Below are 18,653 nucleotides of genomic sequence, written 5' to 3' on the forward strand. Positions count from 1 at the left end.
GTCGGTAAGCGGTCGTATCTCCCCGACTGAGACTCCTGTTGGCCTGGAAACTCGTTTATCGTCGCTGGATGCGTACCCTCTACTATGGCCTCGACAGAAAAATCACCCGGCGAGAACGCGCTCGCTGCGCTCCCCAGTGGAGCCGTTCGGTCGTTCGAAACCGAACTCAGCGGCGCGGCGATCCTTCCGGCGGACCCCGAGTACGAACGCGCCAGAGGGGTGTGGAACGGCATGATCGATCGATACCCGGCGATTATCGCCCGCTGTCGCGGGGTCGCAGACGTCGTCGCGTCGGTGGCCTTCGCTCGAGCGCACGACCTGCCCCTCGCGGTCCGCGGTGGTGGACACAACGTCGCCGGGACGGCCGTCTGTGACGCCGGACTCGTCGTCGACCTCTCGGCGATGCGAAGCGTCCACGTCGACCCCGACGCGAAGACGGCACGCGTCGAGGGTGGTGCGACGCTCGGCGACGTCGATCGCGAAACGCAACTGTTCGGCCTCGCGACGGCGCTCGGTGCCGTCTCTGAGACGGGCGTCGCCGGATTGACGCTCAACGGCGGCTACGGCCATCTGAGTCGCGAGTACGGGCTCGCGGTCGACAATCTCCGCAGCGTCGATGTCGTTACCGCCGATGGCGAAGTCGTAACCGCGAGCGCCGAGCAAAACGAGGACCTATTCTGGGGACTCCGCGGCGGCGGCGGACGGTTCGGGATCGCCACGTCGTTCGAGTTCGACCTCCACGAGGTCGGTCCCGAGGTGTACTCGTTGTTCTGCTGGTTCCACGGCGACGACACGGCTGCGGTACTCGAGGAGTTCCGCGAGTGGACCGCCGATGCACCGCGCAATGCTAGCGTGCTCGCGTTCGCCGCACGCGTCCCCGAACTCGAGGCGTTTCCCGAAGAGACGTGGGGCGAACTCGCCGTCGCCTTATTCGGCTCGTACCGAGGCGATCTCGAGGGTGCCGAGGAATGTTTCCGCTCGCTTCGAGAGCGGGCCACGCCGATCGCCGACTTGAGCGGGTCGATGGCCTACACCGACCTGCAGTCGATGCTCGACGAAGACTATCCCGACGGCCTCCGCTACTACTGGAAGTCGATCTTCCTGACGGACCTCACCGACGAGGTAATCGACATCGTCGAGAGCTACACCGACGCCGCGCCGTCGGCGCTCTCGACGATCGACCTCTGGCACCTCGGCGACGCGGTCGAGGAGGTTCCACGGGACGCGAGCGCGTTCTGGCACCGCGATAAACCCTACATGCTCACCGTGGAGGCGAACTGGGAGGACCCAGTTGACGACGACGACGCGAACGTGACCTGGGCTCGAGAAGTGTTCGCCGCGGTCCAGGCGCTTCCGGTCGCCTCCGGTCGGTACGGGAACTTCCCGGGATTGAACGAAGATCCCGAGAAGTTACGCTTCGGCGATAACTACGAGCGAGCCATCTCCCTCAAGGAACGGTACGATCCGGACGCATTGTTTGGGACGATCGGCGGCGAGGAATCGCGTACGGACGGCGAGGAGTCGCGTGTGGACGGCGAGTAACGCGTCCCGCTTTGGCTCGCGTCGGCTCGCATCGCAGTCGGTATCGGCGTTCGCTTTCCTTTCAACCGGTTTCGGCCGACGGCCGGTACTGACGACTGACGGCTTTCCAGCGACCGCTGCGGAACAGCCAGTAGTTGATGCCGCCGGGAACGGCCGTCTCGAGTAACAACGCGAGGTAGAGTCCGCCGATACCGAGTGGGGTGACGAGGCCAATCGCGGCGGCGGGAAGCGCGAAGACGTAGCGACCGATCAGCGAGGCGACGAACGGCCAGCGAGTGTCCCCAGCGCCGAGGAGAGCCCCAGCAGCGGCACCGTCGATCCCTTCACCGATCGCGCTGAGGCCGCCGACGGCGACGAATGTCGCTGCCAGCGCGACCTCCTCGGCGCTGCCGACGAACACGCTCGCGATGGGCTCCGCGAAGAGGATCATCAGGACGGCCAATCCGGTGTAACACACCGCAGAGAGGCGGATGATCCCCGCGCCGTACGCTCCCGCTTCCTCCTCGTCGTTCGCGCCGAGTTGTTGGCCGACCAGCGAACTCGAGGCCAGCGAGAGCCCCCAGTTGACGCTGTTGATGAGGCTCCGAACGCGACGGCCGACCTCGAGTGCGGTGACGACGACGGGGCCGAACGTGGCGGCGATCCACAACAGCGGGAAGACGACGAGTCCCTGCGCGAGTCGCCGACCGATCTCGGGCGTCGAAATTGTGACAATCTGGCGGAGCAATGTCGGCTCGAGCCACGGCCCCGAGCGGGTGACGGGGACGGGACTGGGCTCCATTCCGAGCGCGCCGTAGGAGTAGCCGAGCATGCCCCACGCGAGGACAACGGTGACGAAGCCGGTGGAGACGCTCGTCCCGATGGCCGCGCCGGCGACGCCGAGGTCGAAGCCGAAGATGAGGACGGCGCTCAACACGATGTTGAGCACGGCGCCGCCCGCGCGGGCGACCATCTCGGTGAACGTGTCGCCGACGCCTGTATAGGTTCGACTGGCGATCAGGTTCAGCAGTTCGAACAGGACGGCCGGCGCGACGAGCGTCAGGTAGGTCGCGCCGTGTTGCGTTTCGGCCGCGTCGGCACCGAAGAACCCGATCAACGGCCCGGCGAAGAACAAGAAGACGAGCGCGACCGGTATCGCGATGGCGACCGCGAGTAGGATGCTCTGCGTGACGACGAGCGATGCGCGGTCGGTCTCCTCGCCGCCGTAGTTTTGGGAAACCAGACTGACCGTGCCACCAGCCAGTCCTAACCCGATCATCGTGATAACTTCCCAGAACGCGAGTGCAAACGCAAGTCCGGCGGTTCCGGCCGTCCCGACGGCGATGCCGACCATCGCGAGGTCGGCTGTCTGCTTGGACATGATCGCGAAGCCCGTGACGATCCGGGGCCACGCGAGCTCCGCGGTCGGGTGAAACCGCTTCGCCTTCATCACGCCGAAGCGCTCGAGCGTCCGCGCGAGGAACTCGACGACGGCGGTCTGGCGTCCACTCATCTACCGATCGTTTCGTGAGAGTGGCCTTCGGTCTGTCGACTGGTCGCAACGGAGCGTTCTCGAGAATAACTGACCGACTTCTCAGGAGAGCAGCCGAGAGAGCATCGTCCGCAGGTGAGCCGGCGAGACGAGCGAGGTCGGCCGATCCATGTGGACGCCGATCTCACCGGAGAGCGCGCCGAGGCCGACGTGTTGGACCGGTGCCGGCAGCGAGTACGCCCGGCGGAGGAGGTGGCCGAGGGTCTGCTCGCGTGTCAAGTCCTCGCGCCAGGCGTGCTCGTAGGCCGCGAGCGTGGTCGGCCGATCGGGATCGATCTCGCGGGCGGCGTGGTCGGCGCTGGTCATGCCGTAGAGGATGCCGCCGCCGGTGAAGGGCTTGGTCTGGGCGGCCGCATCGCCGAGGAGGAACGCGCGACGGCTCGTGACGCGATCCGGCGGGCCGATGGGGATAGCCCCCGAGCAGCGATGCGAGACGTCGATCTCGTAGCCGTCGATTAGCTCCTCGAAGTGTTTGGTCACCTCGACGCCCGGCGGAGCCGCGAGGCCGTACTCGACGCCGGCGTCCCCGCGGGGAATGCGCCACGCGAAGAACGTCGGCGCGGTGAGGTGGACGTCGACGAAGTCCTGGTGGTCTTTCTCCTCGGAGAAGGCGAGCACGCCGTGGAGGAGTTCCTCCGGTTCGGGGAGACCGAGCGTCTCGCGGACTCGAGAGCGCGGGCCGTCACAGCCGGCGAGCATCTTCGCCTCGAACTCGAGGGTGCCATCGGGGCCGTTGGCGACGACCGCGACGCGGTCGCGGTGTTCCGTGACGTCGGTGACCGTGTGGCCCTCGCGAACGTCTGCGCCCGCCTCGCGGGCGAGGTCGGCGAGGTGTCGGTCGAGTCCGACGCGGTCGACGACGTTCGACGCGACCTCCTGTTTGTAGAACGGGTAGGCGTCACTTTCCGGTCCGTCGACGTGGAATCGCGCGCCGTAGATTTCGTTTTGAAACAGTGATTCGCGTGCGCCTTCGCCGGTAAAATCCCAGATATCCGTACTCACGTGCCCCGAGCAAGCCAGTGGCTCGCCAATCTGTCCTTTCTCGAGGGCGAGCACGTCGTAGCCGTCTTCGGCGGCCCGGCGAGCGAAGCGCGCCCCCGGCGGACCGACGCCGACGACGACGAAGTCGTACATATGCTGGTGATTTTCGTCGGCGGGTAAATAGTTTCTCGAGATTCTCTCGCTGGCTCTCACACCCAGACCCCCCCTCGAAGTCGCGTCTCGACGCAGCGGACGGCCCATCAGAGACCCGCTGGGAAACCCCGCGATTCAGCCGACTGGATGCTCGCTTACGTGAATCGTTTCGGAGTCGGTAACCGTCACCTCACAGCCGGCGTAGGAAAACGTGAGCCGCCACTCGGCCGTGTTATCGGCTGTATCGGGCGTTAGATTGCCCAGTGCCTCGGGGTCGATCGCGTTGTACAGTGGGGGCAGTGACTCGCGACGGTCGTTACTCGAGTCATCGGTCTCCGATGGTAACAGTGGAACGTTCGTTACTGCGCTGACTGCAGTGAGAACCGCTTCGATCATCGTTTCGTTAGAATTCACGTCGTATTCGAACGCTGTCGTCGAATCATCATCACCACCACTACTGGCTTCGCTGCTCATTAACGTAGAGGTCTAAGAAGCGGACGGGGATGGACCTTCCCTGCAATTATGCAGGGGGGTTTACAACAGATCGAATTATTCCGCGTTATTGGTCGTGTATGTATGTACGATCGTATTTTCGAGGAGATTGTAATACCCGCGACGCAGACGGTCGCTGAACGAAGATCGTGAAATATCGAGTTGATCGGCGAGCGTCTCGAGGTTCGTCGTTCGCGGCTGATCGTAGTAGCCCTCGTTGAAGGCGAGAAGCAGCGCCTCGTGTTGATTCGCAGTGAGTCCGTGCGAGTGGGTCGGTTGGTTCTCCGCGAGTGACTGTAGTCGCTCGAGTTGGACGGTGATATCGTAGTCAGCACACGTCCGATGAAATGCCGAAATTTGATCGGGATCGTCGGCTCGGAACTCGAACGTCCACCGCTCGTGCGTGCCGAGTGCCGACAACACCGTGAGTTCGCTCTCGAGGATCGCAGTGAGGACGCCCTCCACGTCGGTGTTCCACCGAGCTCGGAAGAGTTCGCGCCCGTCGAGTGTATCGACCCGCGTTACCGACTCGAACGCGGGTTCGGCCGTCAGGAACCCCTGAACGTCCGTTTGTTCTACGTCCGAGATCCAAAAATAGGGGAGCAGGTCCTGCTCGGTCGGGACGACGCGCTCGATTTCGACCGTCGTGTTCGGCAGATCATCGAAGATCCGACCCAACGGGAAGTCGTCCGCTGGAATCGTAAACCGGGCAATGGTCGCCATAACTGGCGTTTCAACCTCGCATCGGAAAACGCTCCGCCCGACGGTCACCGGGCAAGTCGCCACTGCGAGCGCTCGCCGCTTTTTGTGCCGGTCGGACGGACGGCGCGTTCTCGTGGACCGACGAGCGACGATCGGTCGATTCTGTCACGTACCTTCAAATATCCGCCCCGAATCGAGGGTACTATGACCAATCCGTTGACAGCCGACGACGCGACGCTGATCGACTTGAGTATCGGTCTCGAGGACGGCCCGCCGAGCGAACCGACGCCGCCGTCGATCGACGCCTTCGATCACGCGGCGGGTGCCGAACGCCTCGCGGCGAACCTCCGCGAGCTCGGTCACGACATCGAGGCGAGTGACTTTCCCGAAGGGATGGGCCTCGCTTGGGAGGATGTCGAGGCGATCCCTCACGCGGGAACCCACATGGACGCCCCCTGGCACTACGGCCCCGAGGTCGACGGAGAACCGGCGAAGACCATCGACGAGGTGCCCCTCGAGTGGTGTCGCGGAAACGCGGTCGTGCTCGATTTCCGATCGAAATCCCCCGGCGAGGAGATTTCGGTGCCCGACCTCGAGGACGCCCTCACGGATCTGAACCACGACCTCTCGCCCGGCGAAATCGTCCTGATCCAGACGGGTGCCGACGAGTTGTGGGGCTCCCCCGAGTATCTCACGCGTTTTCCCGGCATGAGCGGCGAGGGGACGAAATTTCTCGTCGAGCAGGGCGTGAAGGTGATCGGCACCGACGCATACGGCTTCGACAAGCCGTTCACCTCGATGGGCGAGCGCTACGCCGAATCCGGAGACGAGAGCGAACTGTGGCCGGCGCACTTCGCCGGCCGCGACGTCGAATACTGCCAGATCGAGAAGATGGCGAATCTCGATCGATTGCCCCGAAAAACCGATATCCCACTCGTCGCGTTCCCGATTTCGATCGAAGACGGGAGCGGTGGCTGGGTCCGTCCCGTCGCCCTCCTCGAGGCGGAGGCTGATGACACCATCCACGCCGACGCTGGTGAGGATGACTCGTGCGCCGACACCAGTGCCGATGAAACGACCGCCGACGCTCGAGGTGAGCAGCCGTGAAACTCGCGACGTTCGAGGTCGAGACGCCCGTCGGCCCCGTCGAACGAATCGGTGCCGTCCTCGAGGCCAGCGAACACCCCGCAGCCGTCGCGGGGGAGGCAACCCTCGTCGACCTCACCGCCGCCACCGCCGCGCGCCTCGAGGCCGAGGGTGAACCCGCACCCGTCGATCTCGCACACGCTCGCGTCCCACCAGAGATGATCGCCTTCCTCGAACGCGGGGATCGCGCGCTCGCGGACGCACGAGACGCCCTCGAGTACGCGTCCGAAACCGACGCCGAACGCGGACCCGGCGGGGCGAAGATCCGCTACGAACCGGACGAGTACGACCTCCTCGCACCGCTGCCGCGTCCGAACTCGCTTCGGGACTGTATGGCCATCGAGGAACACGTCCAGAACAGCATGGACGGCGACATCGACGACGTCTGGTACGACATCCCGGTCTACTACAAGGGCAACGCCGACAGCGTCGTCCCCCCGAACACGACCGTTCAGTGGCCTGAGTACTCACACATCATGGACTACGAACTCGAGATCGCCGCCGTCATCGGCAAACGAGGACGGGATATCCCGGCCGACGAGGCCGAGGACTATATCACCGGCTACACCGTTTTCAACGACTTCAGCGCTCGAGACATGCAGGGCAAAGAGATGGACGCTCGCCTCGGTCCGGCGAAGGGGAAGGACTTCGCGAACGGACTGGGCCCCTACGTCGTCCCCGCGGACGATATCGACGTACTCGAGGCGCCGATGACCGCCCGCATCGACGGCGAGGTCTGGTCCGAAGGAACCGTCGACGAGATGTATCACTCCTTCGCGGATATCATCGCACACATTTCCCAATCGGAAACGCTTCACCCCGGTGACGTTATCGGGAGCGGAACGGTCGGCGAAGGTTGCGGATTAGAACTCGGCCAGTGGCTCGAGGACGGCTCGACCGTCGAACTCGAAATCGAAGGGATCGGTGTCCTCGAACACACCGTCGTCGAGTAACGCCGCTGAGAAATCGTTCCTCACGCGTCGAGCGCAGCCCACAGCCACGTCGCGTCGCCCTCGAATTGCTCGAGCAGCGTCCGAACGTCCTCGCGAACGTCGTCGGTGACGGTGACGTGGACCATTCCTTCGTCGGGTTGCCCGTAGACGACGCTCGCACCTTCGGGTGCCGCGAGAATCGCGGGTAAGGCAACCAGATCTTCCTCGCCGTCGACCAGAATCGTCGTCGGCTCCTCGCGCTCGAGTCCCTCGAGTAGGGCGTCGACCACGTCCGCTGAAATCTCGGCTGGCGGATTTTCCGCCTCGAGGTGGGTCGCGTCGGTGACGACTTCGCGAATCTCCTCGTCGACGGTCTGGCGTTTCGTCCGCTCGTCGACGAGTGCGACGTCCGGGTGACGGCCGGCCTGTAGAATGTGGTAGGTGACGACGTCGCCGACGGCGATAAGCGGTCCCGAAACGTCCTCGAGGAGCACGTCGGCGTCGGTCTCGATGGGACCCATCGGGCCTTTGAGTTCGTGTCGGAGTTCGTCTGGAAGAACCAGTCGCTGGTCGTCGGCGTCAGCGGCGGCCGACTCCGACGCGTGTTCGTCGCGAGACACGGTTCGTTACCGGACCTTGAGCGCGTACGCGCCCGGTTCGGTGACCTGCATCTCGCTTGCGATCTCGCTATCTTCGGGGTGGGAGATGACGACGTACCCCGCCCAGTCTTCGGTTAGCGACGAGGAGTTACAGGCGTCGCAAGTCTCGTTATCCGGATCGTTGACCCGGTGACACTCGCGACAGACGAGACGATCCGATGCCATCGTCACTCACCCTCAGCCGTCGCTTCACGCTTTTCGTGTTCTTCCTCGAGCCAGCCGTGCTTGCCGAGGCCGGGCTGTTTAGCGGTGAGGCCGATCTTCGAGTCACGCGGGTTGCGCTCGTCGATGCTCTTGGTGACGATGCGTGCGCGAATGGCGTCCTCGACGCCGAGCGTCTGGTTCGACTCGTTCGAGGCGAGTTGTTGGTTCTCGCCGTCGTAGGCGAGGTACTCGTCGCTGATCTGTGAGACGTGGAGCAAGCCGTCGACGGGGCCGATCCCGACGAATGCACCGAACTCGACGACTTCGACGACGGTACCGTCGACGACCTCTTGCATCTGTGGGTCGAACGTGACGGCGTCGAAATCAGCTTCGTAGTAGACGCCCGGCTCGTTCGGGAGGACCGTTCCCTCGCCGATATCGTGGACGTTCGTCACCGAGACGATGCTGCCCACCTCTTCGTCCATGCGCCCCTCGAGTTTGTCCTGGAGCAGTCGCTTCACGAGGTTCGGCGAGACGTCACCGAGTGCCTCCGGCGGTACTTCGACCGTGTCTTTCAGTCTGGCCCGTTTGTACATCTATGGTTGAGTGATCGCTAGCTTGTTTCTCCCGCGTAATGCAATTACCGGTACACACTCCTCGAGCACCCGGTCGCACAGCGGGCGATCGTTCGTGACGACGTACTCGACGCCACCCTCGCGGGCGAGTTCGACCAGCGCGTCGTCGGCGTACGATTCTTCCGTGTCGACGATGAGACAGCGTTCGGTCGCCAGGTCGTGGCCGACGTTCGCCGCTGTCCCTTCGGTTCCGCCCTTCTCGGCGAGTCGACGGAGTTCTTCGACGACGGCCTGTGGTGTCGTCGGCTCGTATGCGTCGACCAGCCGATCGAGTTCGTCGAACAGCCGCACGTCCAATTCGACCGGCATCATGAGCGCACTCGTATCGAGTGCCACTCGCGTCGGCGTGCTCATTCGTCGTGTTCCGTTGCGTTCGTTATTCGACGAGCGTTCCGAGTCCGATCAGTCGCCAGCGCGCACCGATCCGGCGGTTGATCGCGATCTTCGCTCCCGGTTCGGCGGCGACGGGTCGTTTGAGGTTAACCTCGCACTCGCCCTCGCGGGCGCTCGTGACCGCGCCGACGGTCGTTGCCGTGCCGACGGTCATCATCAGTGGCTCACCGGTCGAAATCTCGTCGACCGTTTCGCCGCTTTCGGCACCGACCACACGGTCTAGTAGGTCGACTTCCATCGTAAAGCCCTGCCAGGTCGGTGGCAGCGATCCGGGTGGACCGGCCAGTTGGCCGGCCAGCGCGTCGCCTTTCGTGAACGACGGATCGAGGCCGGTTCCGACACCGAGCAAGCCACCCGGCGTGGCCGAATCCACCGATTCGCCACCTGCTTGCAGCGAGCGAATCGTCGTCTCGATCGACACGTATTCGGATTGGCCGCCCTCCTCGACCTCGCGTCCGGGTTTGATCTCGAGGGCGTCGCCTTCCTCGAGTTCGCCGTGTATCAGGCTGCCACCGAGGACGCCGCCGCTGAGGTTCTCGTGGGTCGTCCCCGGCTTGTTGATGTCGAAACTCCGGGCGACGTGCATTCGCGGATCGTCGTCGGGGTCTCGATCCGGGGTGGGAATCTCCTCTTCGATCGCCTGAATGAGCAGATCGAGGTTGACCTCCTGTCCCGCGGAGACGGGGACGACGGGGGCGTCTTCGGCGACGGTCCCCTCGACGAACTCCTGAATCTGTTCGTAGTTGTCTCGCGCCGTCTCGGGGTCGACGAGGTCGACCTTGTTCTGGGCGATGACGATGTTGTCGATCCCGATGATATCGAGTGCCATCAGGTGTTCTTCGGTCTGGGGCTGTGGGACGGATTCGCTCGCGCTGACGACCAACACGGCGCCGTCCATCAGTGAGGCACCAGAGAGCATCGTCGCCATCAGGGTCTCGTGACCCGGGGCGTCGACGAACGACACGGTCCGAAGCGGCTCGCTTTCGGAGCCGTCCGGACACTCCTCCTCGACGGTGTAACATTCGGGTTCCTCGAGTCCATCGCAGTGACGGAACGTCGCGTCGGCGTAGCCAAGACGAATGGAGATACCGCGTTTCATCTCCTCTGAGTGCTGATCTGTCCACGATCCGCTGAGCGCTTGCACCAGCGTCGTCTTGCCGTGGTCGACGTGACCGACGAGCCCGATGTTCACCTCCGGTTGTTGAGTTCCTGCCATAAGACGGTGAGTAATCTTAGGTAAAGCTTCCGCCGTGCGATTGATAAACCTACTGTTCTGGGGGCGATTTGGCGACCGTCTCCGCGCTGTTTCTTTGTTTGTCAGGAGCGCCGATATCGTTCGGTGATAATTCGTACGGACTGCTGTCCCTGTATACCGGTGCAACCGCAACCCGTCTGCAGTTGGACCGGGACTGACTGACAGCAGACCGTGTCACTCGTGACGAGTGGGCACGAGTGCGTCGGTCGACGTCACCGGCTTACCGACGTTCCTCGAGATCGACGAACGCTGTTCGATCTGCCGACAACCAGTGAGTGAGTTTCGCCTCGGCGGAACACTCACTCGGTGTAATCGTGCATCGGTCGGCTAGATTCCGGTACTGAACGACGAGACACTCGAGGTCGACTTCCCGTTCAGGGGTGTCCGTCAGGTCCGAGACGTGCTGTTGGTCCGTCGTTTCGTCGTCTTCGTGTGGCGTCTGACTCATGCGCTTCTCAGTAGATGAGGTCGTCGTCGTTTTCGACCATGTACAGCGTCCGCGCCGCGATGTTTACCGCGTGGTCACCGACGCGTTCTACGTCCCGTATCGTCAGGAGCATTCGCCAGACGTCCTCGAGGAGCGCGTCTTCGTCGACGCGCTCGGTTTCGGCGGCCGCAGTCTCGACGTCGATGAGGCTCCGGACGACGACCTCGCTCGCGTTCGCACAGAGGGTGTCGATCTCGTCGTCGGTCGCGGCGATGTCGTGGGCCGTCGCCGCGTCGTCGGCCTCGTAGCCCGCCATTGCCATCTCGACCATCTCGACGGTCCGCTCGCCGATGTAACCGACGTCGACGTCGCCGTAGCGGTCCCGTTCGGCCCGCTGGGTGTACTCGGCGAGGTTCACCGCGAGGTCGGCGATTCGCTCGAGGTCGGTGATGATCTTGAACGAGGCGGCGATGAACCGTAGATCGCCTGCAACGGGCTGTTGCAGGGCGAGCAGGTCGACACACTGCTGTTCTATCTCGAGATACCGTTCGTTTATCTCGTGATCGCCGGTGATGACTGCCTCGGCGAGACCGTCGTCTTTCGTCTCGAGAGCTTCGAGCGCCTGCTTGAGCCGATGACAGACGAGGTCGCTCATCTCGAGGACGAGTTCGCGCAGTTCCGTCAGTTCCTGTTGGTATTCGGTGCGTGCCATGAGTTACCCAAATTTTCCGGTGATGTAGTCTTCGACGCGGTCGTGTTCTGGGTCCGCAAAGATTTTCGCCGTCTCGTCGTACTCGACGAGTTCGCCGCCTGTGAGGAAGACGGCGGTTTTGTCGGAGATGCGGGCCGCCTGTTGCATGTTGTGCGTGACGATAATGACCGTGTACTCGCGGGCGAGATCGGCGATCAAGTCCTCGATTTTCGAGGCCGCGACGGGATCGAGCGCCGATGTCGGCTCGTCCATGAGGAGGACTTCGGGATCGGGGGCGATCGCGCGAGCGATACAGAGTCGCTGTTGTTGGCCACCCGAGAGGTCGAGCCCGCTCGAGTCGAGTTGGTCGCTCACCTCCTCCCAGAGGGCGGCGCTGCGCAGCGCCTCCTCGACGCGCTCGTCGACGTTCTCTGTTATTCCTTGAACCTTCAGCCCGTAGGCGACGTTCTCTCGAATCGACTTCGGGAACGGGTTCGGCTTCTGGAACACCTGGCCGATCTTCCGGCGCAGGGCGACGGGATCGACGTCATCGTCGTAGATGTTTTTCTCTTGGAACGTGAGTTCGCCGTCGACCCGGCAGACATCGATCTGGTCGTTCATCCGGTTGATCGAGCGGAGGAACGTGGACTTTCCACAGCCCGATGGACCGATGATCGCGGTCACCTTTCGCTCGGGGATTTCGATCGTGACGTCCTCGAGTGCCTGGTCTTCGCCGTAGTAGACGTCGAGCCCGTTGGCTCGGAGAACCGTTTCGTCCGGCATGTCCGTGCGGGCCGTTTCCGTCGTCGATACCTCGGTCGTAATCAGTGAGCCTGTTTCGGTTCGTGTCATGTCAGTAGTCCCGTTCGTACCTGTTGCGCACGTAGAAGGCGACGCCGTACATCCCGATGAGGGTCGTCAGGAGGACCGCAATCCCCATCGCAGCGAGGTACTGCAACCCCTGCTCGGGGAGAAACGCCCATTGGTAGATCTGTGTCGGCATCGCGCCGAACCGATCGAGCGGGCCGGGCACGTGTCTGATTCCCCAGATGGTGCCGACCATGAGCAGCGGTGCGGTCTCACCGATGGCACGCGCCAGCGCGAGAATCGTTCCGGTAACGATACCGGGCATCGCTGAGGGAAGAACGACTCCCCAAACCGTCTGCCACTGCGTCGCGCCGGTCGCCAGCGAGCCGTTCCTGACGCCGTCGGGCACCGCCCGCAGCGCCTCCTGGCTCGAGACGATGATGATCGGCGTCACCAAAAGCGCGAGTGCGAGCGCGCCGGCGAGCAAGATGGGTCCCATCCGCAACGCGTTGACGAAGACGCCGAGTGCCAGCAGGCCGTAGACGACCGACGGCACGCCGGCGAGGTTCGTCAGGTTCGCTTCGATGAGCCGGGTCGTTCGGGTGTCGGGCGCGTACTCCTCGAGGTAGACGGCCGTCCCGACGCCGAGGAAAAAGGAGAACACCAGTGTGAACACGAGCAGCCAGAGCGAGCCGACGATCGCTCCCAGGAAGCCAGCCTGGGTCCACTCGTTCGAGTACATTTGGGTGAGGAACTGTGCTGGATTGATTTCGAAGACGACGATCCCGATCGAAACGTCGAGGATCACGTCGGCGATCAGGATCGCCAGGACGATCACACCGAACAGCGAGGCCCCGAAGAGGGTGGCGTGGAAGAGTCGGTCGCGTCGCTTCACCCAGGTGAGGTCGACGTCACTCGCCCAGTTCCGGGCGCCGGCTCCGTCCGAATCCGTTTCGGTACTCATCGGTACACCTCCCGGTAGCTGCGCTTGATATAGTCGTTCACCAAGTTCGCGGCCAGCGTCATGACGAACAGCGCGAGGCCGACCGCGTACAGGCTCTGGTACTCGATCGAGCCGACGAGCATCGTCGACCGCGTCGAGTCGACCATGTACGCCGTCATCGTCTGAATCTCCGCGAAGGGGTTCGCGGTCAGGTTTGGCGAGACGCCCGCGGCCAGAACGACGGCCATGGTCTCGCCGATTGCCCGCGAGACGGCGAGGATGTACGACGCCATCATTCCGGAGATCGAGGCCGGTAAGACGACGCTCGTCGACACCGAGTACTTCGACGCACCGAGCGCATATGCGCCGTTACGGAGATTGTCGGGAACCGACGACATCGCGTCCTCGGAGATCGACGCCACCATCGGGATCGTCATCACGCCGACAACGATCGCCCCCGAGAGCGCGCTGAACCGCCCGACGTCGTGGCCCAACAGTGAACCGAGCGGTCCGACGACGTTCGGGGTGATGAACGTCAGCGCGAAGAACCCGTAGACGATCGTCGGTACACCCGCGAGCACCTCGAGCGTTGGCTTGAGGTATTTTCGGGTTCGGGGTCGAGCGTACTCGGCGAGATAGAGCGCGGTCGCGGTTCCGATCGGGATCGAGATGAACGCCGCGCCGACGGTAACGAGCAACGTGCCGGCGATCAGCGGCAGGATACCGAAGCGCGGATCGTCTGCGTGCGACGGTCGCCAGGCGGTGTCGGTCAGGAACTCGGTGATAGCGACGCGCTGTTCAGGCACGAGTCGGAACTCGGTGACGAGTCCCACGATCCACTCGTGAAAGCGCACGTCGTAGAAGAAATTGAACGTGTTATCGAACAGAACGGCGAAAATCGCCACCGTTGTCAGTACAGTGATGCTCGTACAGCCGAACAGAAGCCGGCGGATCCGACGGTCACGACGCTGGTCGGCGTCGGCCCCGTCGCCGGAGATTCCCGGACCTGGGTCTGTTTCTGTACTCATTCTGTATCAGCGCTTTACTCGTCTTCGTTGTCTTCGTCCTCGTCAACCTCGAACTCGTCCTCACCGGGTTCGCCGCCGAGGTCCTCGAAGTAGCCGACGCCACCCCACCCCAGGGCGTACTGGTTGTCCGCGACGCCCTCCATGATCGAGTCAGTGTGCGTGTGCGGGCTGTAGTCTGTCCGAATGGAACCGACCTCGCCGTTGATGTGCTCGGTGAAGTAATCGAACGTCCCCGAGTCGTCGTCGCGACCCCACAGTTCGATTTCGTCGTCGGGGTAGTCGTCGTCGATGTCGTTCCAGTGTGTGACATCGGAGTCGTACTCCCAGATCGCCATCAGGTCCTCGAGCGAAATTTCCTCGAGCCAGTCGTTTTCCGCGTGTTTGACGACCGAGAGGCCGTCCCAGCCGATCTCGTAGTGGCTGTACTCGACGCCGTTTTCCTCGGCAATCTCCGCCTCTTCGTCGAAGATTTCGCGGCTCGCGCTTTGGACGTCCGAGTCGCCCTCGGCGAACGCCTCGAAGCCCGCACCGGTCCCCTCAGGATCGACGTAGACGGCCGCGCCGGGGTAGTCGTCCTCGAAGGACTCGCCTGCCGCGTCCGTGACCGGAGCGACGGTGTTCGAGCCCGAACAGTCGATCTCGTCGTCGACCGCGTCCGGGTCGGGATCGATTCCAAGGTCGTCGAGCACGTCGTCGAAGTTCGCCACATTTTCCTCGCGAACCTCGTCCGTCGCCGCGTAGTAGCCGGTCTGGCGAGCGAAGTCGTGTTGTCCGTCGAAGTAGTGTTGGACGTACGACGCGAGCGTATCCGGCTTCTCCTCGAGGCTCGCGTGGTTGACGTAGATGAACAGCGGTCGCGTCAGCGGGGAGTAGACCCCGCTCTCGATGTTCTCCTGGGTTGGATGGTAGTACTCACCGTCTTCGTCGCTCTCGACGGCGACCGTCGAGATCGCCGCGTCGGTTTCGGCTTGCCCCTCGAGGAAATCTGTACACCCGGCGAGCGCTGTGACCCCCACAGCGCCGGTGCCAGTCAGGAACTTCCGCCTCGATGCAACCCCCGTTCGACCGGTTTCGGACGTGTTGTCCGTCATCACCTGATCGGTTGGCGAGAGTGTATAAAGAGGATGCTAATATCTATATATCTTCTCACGTGGATACATATACCGATGTGTATCAGACAATAGGTCTCTGTACCAATTACTTCAATTTGGCACGGACGTTCCAGGCACCATTTATGGCCCACAACGCGTCTTGTGACGGCGTTTTGCTGGTTTCACCACGCCCGGATAAAACGGAATTGTGATTCGAAATTGCGGCGGATGCCGCTGTTTTCGTGGCGACAACCCGTTACTCTGGTTTCGAGGATAGGAATATATAGTTCTCTGTACGACTCCTGTTCGGTATGCATATTGAGTGGTATCTGTGTGTCGTATGTCCTCGTGAATAGGGGAATAAGTCGGTATATTGGTGCAATCCGAGAATCTCTATAGATCGGGAGTAATTTATAGTCCTCCCGTAGAACGAACGTCGTATGGAGACGCGTAAGATCCAGGTGACCGGCGGCTCGACGTACACGGTGTCGCTTCCGAAATCGTGGGCGACCGAACACGGAATCTCCAGCGGATCGACCGTCGAACTCTATCCGGAAGACGAGACGTTGCTTGTCACTCCACAGCGAGATGGCAACCATCAGGAAGGAACGCTCGAGATCGGCGCTCTCGAGGACGAACAGCTCGTCAGAGCCGTTTTTACGATGTACGTCAGCGGCTTCGACAGTATCCGCCTCGAGGCGGGTCGGATCACGACCGATCAGCGACGGGCGATTCGTAACGCCGTGCAGGGATTGATCGGTGTCGAAGTCGTCGAGGAGGACACACACTGCGTCGTCGTCCAGGACTTACTCGACTCGTCGGAGCTCTCGATCGTCAACGCCGTCTCCCGAATGCGCCTGATTGCAACCTCGATGCTCGAGGATGCGATCACCGCACTCGTCGAGAACGACGACGACATCGCTCGCGACGTGATCGACCGTGACGACGATGTCGACCGACTCTTCCTCGTCGTCTCGCGAATTTTCCGGGCCACGCTTCGCTCGCCCCGCGCCGCCGAAGGGCTCGGCGTCTCTCGCGAGGAGTGTTTCGACTTCCACTCGAGCGCCCGCCAACTCGAACGCGTCGCCGATCACGCCGTCAAGATCGCTCAACTTGCCCGCCGACTCGAGGCGATTCCAGCGCGCGTCGCCGACGGGTTGTTAGCGCTTCATACGGACACCGAAACGATTCTCGAGCAGTCGATGGACGCCCTCTTCGCCGAGGATGGTGACAAGGCGACTCGACTCGGCAACCGGGTGCTCGAATCCGTCCTCGAGGTCGACGAACATACGCGGGCGATCGACGATCTGCTTCGTGAACTCGACTCGGTAGAGGCACAGTCACTCGGGTTGATCCTCGATTCGCTCTCTCGGAGCGCCGACTACGGTGGAAATATTGCGGAAACGGCGTTGCAGAAGGCTGCTCCTCGGCCTAACTGATGCACCCCGGTTTTTAATCCACGATCCGACTCGAGGCACGCCTCGTAGCGCGTTCCTTTCGCAGTCGTCCCTCTACACGTTGCTAACAGATGCCGTGATCGAGAAATGGGTCCGTCGATAGAGGTCACTATAGCGTAATTTACGTCGACATACATCTATTATAAACATTCAGTTATCGAACGGTAAACACTCGCTTAATGTCCCAAACACAGGACAGTTCAGCGGAGACGAGTACGACGAAACGACGAACGTTCATGGCCGGACTGGGTGCCCTCGCCGGATCGGGAGCGCTGGGTCAGACGACGAGTGCACGTGAGTCAGGGTCGAACGGAACCACCGGTCGAAGGCGAAACGTTATTCTCACGATCCCGGATGGTGGGAGTCGAACGCACGACACCGCAGCGCGGTACTTGCGGGCATACGAGAACGACGCGAGTGCGTTCCCCGCGAATATCGAGGACGTCGAACTCGGAATCGACCGTGCAGAGTACGTCGGGTCGATGTCGACGTACCCCGACGATCCCGAGCAGTTGATCACCGATTCGGGTGCGGCGGCCACCGCGATGGCGACGGGCCAGAAGAGCTACACCGGCGCGATCAGCGTCGATCACGACGGGCGGCCGATCGAAACGATCCTCGAGCGGGCGAGCGACGCCGGCTACGCGACGGGGCTCGTGACGACGACGCAGATGACCCACGCGACGCCTGCCGCGTTCGCAGCCCACGTCGAGGATCGCGGCCAGCAAGCGGATATCGCGTGTCAGTACGTCCGTCAAAGTGACGTCGACGTGTTTATGGGCGGCGACCGGTCGCACTTTCGCGCCGAGGAACGCGACGACGGCGCGGATCTGATCGGCGAAGCACGAGACCGGGGCTATCAGTATCTCGAAACGGCGTCGGATCTCGAGTCGGTCGACGACGGGAAGGTGCTCGGCTTGTTCAGCGAAACAGGACACTTCGAGTACGCTGTCGACAGACAGGCCGACGACGAAAACACGCAACCGGGCCTCCCGACGATGACCGAAGCGGCGATCGACGTCCTCGAGGCCCGATCGGAGCAGGGATTCTTCCTGCTGGTCGAAGGTGGCCGAATCGACCACGCGGGACACGCAAACGACCCCGCGATGCTCCCCGAGCAACTCGAACACGACGAGGCTGTCGAGGTCGCGATGGACTACGCTGGTGACGGATCCGGACAGGGGAACGGTCGAGGCCCGACGGACACGCTCGTCGTCAACGTCGCAGACCACGAGACCGGCGGGCTCGTACTCGGACGAGACTCCTACGACATGAACTGGGAGTACATCGCCGAGCAATCGCTCACGCAGGAACGGCTCGCATCGGAACTCGAGGACGCGAGTTCGCAGTCGGCGCTCGCGTCGACGCTCGAGGATCACACTGGCATCGACGACCTCTCCGAAGACGATCTGGCTGAACTCGAGGCCGATCCGTCTGCGATCGAGGGTCGTGATAGCGTCGTCAACCGCCGTGCCGGCCTGGCGTGGGGATCCGACGCGCACACCGCGACGGACGTTCCGATCTACGCGAAGGGCGACAACGCGGCGTACTTCGGCGGCCACCACGAGAACGACGACCTCTTCGCAGGGCTCGAGGCGGCCCTCGGGCTTCGGTGAGTGGCGAGCGTCGAAAGCGCCGAGCGTC

At 62.9% G+C, this 18,653-nt stretch carries 20 protein-coding genes; 5 read left to right on the top strand and 15 right to left on the bottom strand.

Going from position 1 to position 18,653, the window contains the following annotated elements:
• Positions 1–84 precede the first annotated feature (84 nt).
• Positions 85–1,542: an FAD-binding oxidoreductase gene (locus BB347_RS15900; protein WP_076579952.1), complete on the top strand. Its 1,458-nt coding sequence runs from the start codon at positions 85–87 to the stop codon at positions 1,540–1,542.
• Positions 1,543–1,603: 61 nt separating this feature from the next.
• On the opposite strand, the gene BB347_RS15905 is transcribed toward BB347_RS15900, so the two are convergent.
• From BB347_RS15905 to BB347_RS15920, 4 genes are all read right to left on the bottom strand, one after another.
• Positions 1,604–3,034 carry an MATE family efflux transporter gene (locus BB347_RS15905; RefSeq protein ID WP_076579950.1) on the bottom strand — a complete coding sequence of 477 codons (1,431 nt, stop codon included), beginning with the start codon at positions 3,032–3,034 and terminating at the stop codon, positions 1,604–1,606.
• A gap of 81 nt (positions 3,035–3,115) precedes the next feature.
• Positions 3,116–4,207, bottom strand: a complete 1,092-nt coding sequence (locus BB347_RS15910; RefSeq protein ID WP_076579948.1) for a geranylgeranyl reductase family protein — start codon at positions 4,205–4,207, stop codon at positions 3,116–3,118.
• A gap of 135 nt (positions 4,208–4,342) precedes the next feature.
• Positions 4,343–4,681 carry a HalOD1 output domain-containing protein gene (locus tag BB347_RS15915; protein ID WP_076579946.1) on the bottom strand — a complete coding sequence of 113 codons (339 nt, stop codon included), beginning with the start codon at positions 4,679–4,681 and terminating at the stop codon, positions 4,343–4,345.
• A 75-nt stretch (positions 4,682–4,756) separates the two neighbouring features.
• Positions 4,757–5,422: a helix-turn-helix domain-containing protein gene (locus tag BB347_RS15920; protein ID WP_076579944.1), complete on the bottom strand. Its 666-nt coding sequence runs from the start codon at positions 5,420–5,422 to the stop codon at positions 4,757–4,759.
• Between the two features lie 183 nt (positions 5,423–5,605).
• On the opposite strand from BB347_RS15920, the gene BB347_RS15925 reads away from it, so the two are divergent.
• Both BB347_RS15925 and BB347_RS15930 read left to right on the top strand, forming a co-directional pair.
• Positions 5,606–6,508, top strand: a complete 903-nt coding sequence (locus tag BB347_RS15925) for a cyclase family protein (RefSeq protein WP_076579942.1) — start codon at positions 5,606–5,608, stop codon at positions 6,506–6,508.
• The gene (locus BB347_RS15930) at positions 6,505–7,500 is read left to right on the top strand and encodes a fumarylacetoacetate hydrolase family protein (protein WP_076579940.1); all 996 of its coding nucleotides are present in this window, start codon (positions 6,505–6,507) and stop codon (positions 7,498–7,500) included. Before BB347_RS15925 ends, BB347_RS15930 begins: the two co-directional genes overlap by 4 nt.
• 20 nt (positions 7,501–7,520) lie before the next feature.
• Here BB347_RS15930 and BB347_RS15935 read toward each other — a convergent pair whose 3' ends face one another.
• From BB347_RS15935 to BB347_RS15985, 11 genes are all read right to left on the bottom strand, one after another.
• A complete protein-coding gene (locus BB347_RS15935) occupies positions 7,521–8,099 on the bottom strand; it encodes a GTP-dependent dephospho-CoA kinase family protein (RefSeq protein WP_076579938.1) in 579 nt (192 codons plus the stop codon).
• Positions 8,100–8,105: 6 nt separating this feature from the next.
• Complete coding sequence (gene spt4, locus BB347_RS15940) at positions 8,106–8,303, bottom strand: transcription elongation factor subunit Spt4 (RefSeq protein ID WP_076579936.1); 198 nt, start codon at positions 8,301–8,303, stop codon at positions 8,106–8,108.
• A 2-nt stretch (positions 8,304–8,305) separates the two neighbouring features.
• On the bottom strand, positions 8,306–8,878 hold the full coding sequence (locus BB347_RS15945; protein WP_076579934.1) for a DNA-directed RNA polymerase: 573 nt from the start codon (positions 8,876–8,878) through the stop codon (positions 8,306–8,308).
• Positions 8,879–9,271 carry a PIN domain-containing protein gene (locus tag BB347_RS15950; RefSeq protein ID WP_076579932.1) on the bottom strand — a complete coding sequence of 131 codons (393 nt, stop codon included), beginning with the start codon at positions 9,269–9,271 and terminating at the stop codon, positions 8,879–8,881. It lies immediately after the preceding gene.
• Positions 9,272–9,293: 22 nt separating this feature from the next.
• The gene (locus BB347_RS15955; RefSeq protein ID WP_076579930.1) at positions 9,294–10,526 is read right to left on the bottom strand and encodes a translation initiation factor IF-2 subunit gamma; all 1,233 of its coding nucleotides are present in this window, start codon (positions 10,524–10,526) and stop codon (positions 9,294–9,296) included.
• 259 nt (positions 10,527–10,785) lie between these two features.
• Entirely contained in the window at positions 10,786–11,013 is a 228-nt protein-coding gene (locus BB347_RS15960; RefSeq protein WP_076579928.1) for a DUF7511 domain-containing protein, read from the bottom strand.
• Positions 11,014–11,020: 7 nt separating this feature from the next.
• A complete protein-coding gene (gene phoU, locus BB347_RS15965) occupies positions 11,021–11,704 on the bottom strand; it encodes a phosphate signaling complex protein PhoU (protein WP_076579926.1) in 684 nt (227 codons plus the stop codon).
• A 3-nt stretch (positions 11,705–11,707) separates the two neighbouring features.
• The gene (gene pstB / locus BB347_RS15970) at positions 11,708–12,535 is read right to left on the bottom strand and encodes a phosphate ABC transporter ATP-binding protein PstB (RefSeq protein ID WP_076579924.1); all 828 of its coding nucleotides are present in this window, start codon (positions 12,533–12,535) and stop codon (positions 11,708–11,710) included.
• A 1-nt stretch (position 12,536) separates the two neighbouring features.
• On the bottom strand, positions 12,537–13,454 hold the full coding sequence (pstA, locus tag BB347_RS15975; protein WP_076579922.1) for a phosphate ABC transporter permease PstA: 918 nt from the start codon (positions 13,452–13,454) through the stop codon (positions 12,537–12,539).
• Positions 13,451–14,461: a phosphate ABC transporter permease subunit PstC gene (pstC, locus tag BB347_RS15980; protein WP_076579920.1), complete on the bottom strand. Its 1,011-nt coding sequence runs from the start codon at positions 14,459–14,461 to the stop codon at positions 13,451–13,453. The genes pstA and pstC overlap by 4 nt, the downstream gene beginning before the upstream one ends.
• 14 nt (positions 14,462–14,475) lie before the next feature.
• On the bottom strand, positions 14,476–15,552 hold the full coding sequence (locus BB347_RS15985; protein WP_076579918.1) for a substrate-binding domain-containing protein: 1,077 nt from the start codon (positions 15,550–15,552) through the stop codon (positions 14,476–14,478).
• Positions 15,553–15,992: 440 nt separating this feature from the next.
• Here BB347_RS15985 and BB347_RS15990 point away from each other — a divergent pair, with 440 nt between their 5' ends.
• The gene (locus BB347_RS15990) at positions 15,993–16,991 is read left to right on the top strand and encodes a phosphate uptake regulator PhoU (protein ID WP_076579916.1); all 999 of its coding nucleotides are present in this window, start codon (positions 15,993–15,995) and stop codon (positions 16,989–16,991) included.
• A 197-nt stretch (positions 16,992–17,188) separates the two neighbouring features.
• Positions 17,189–18,625: an alkaline phosphatase gene (locus BB347_RS15995; protein ID WP_076579914.1), complete on the top strand. Its 1,437-nt coding sequence runs from the start codon at positions 17,189–17,191 to the stop codon at positions 18,623–18,625.
• The last annotated feature ends 28 nt before the right edge of the window (positions 18,626–18,653 follow it).

Source organism: Natronorubrum daqingense, assembly GCF_001971705.1.
Taxonomy (GTDB): Archaea; Halobacteriota; Halobacteria; order Halobacteriales; family Natrialbaceae; genus Natronorubrum; species Natronorubrum daqingense.